The 232-nt window shown below is 46.6% G+C and carries 1 protein-coding gene; it reads left to right on the top strand.

Annotated features, from left to right (window positions below; all coding sequences use genetic code 11):
• The coding region (locus F1003_RS17155) for a hypothetical protein (protein ID WP_235898446.1) at positions 1-203 on the top strand (203 nt) is incomplete at its 5' end.
• Positions 204-232 lie beyond the last annotated feature (29 nt).

The raw sequence follows: 232 nt of genomic DNA, 5'->3' as shown, positions 1-232 counted from the left end.
ACAGAATGGCGCTCCCGTGCGCGATGATATTTGATGCGGCGCGGCCGCGCGCCCCTGATTGGCGCGGCCGCGCCACGCTTCGAAGAAAACACGAATTTTGTCCTTTTTTTTTGCTCTTCTTCTTCCAATTCTTCTTGTCATATCACCTCTTCTTCCCCAAGCTTTCAATTTTCATCAAATTGGCCCATCTTTTCTCGCTTTAATCAACAAAGTACACCATTTGTCTTTAATT

This window comes from Winogradskyella ouciana (assembly GCF_009709615.1).
In the GTDB taxonomy this organism is placed as follows: Bacteria; Bacteroidota; Bacteroidia; order Flavobacteriales; family Flavobacteriaceae; genus Winogradskyella; species Winogradskyella ouciana.
Note: the sequence above shows the minus strand (reverse complement) of the source record. Positions and strands in the feature narration are given on the sequence as shown.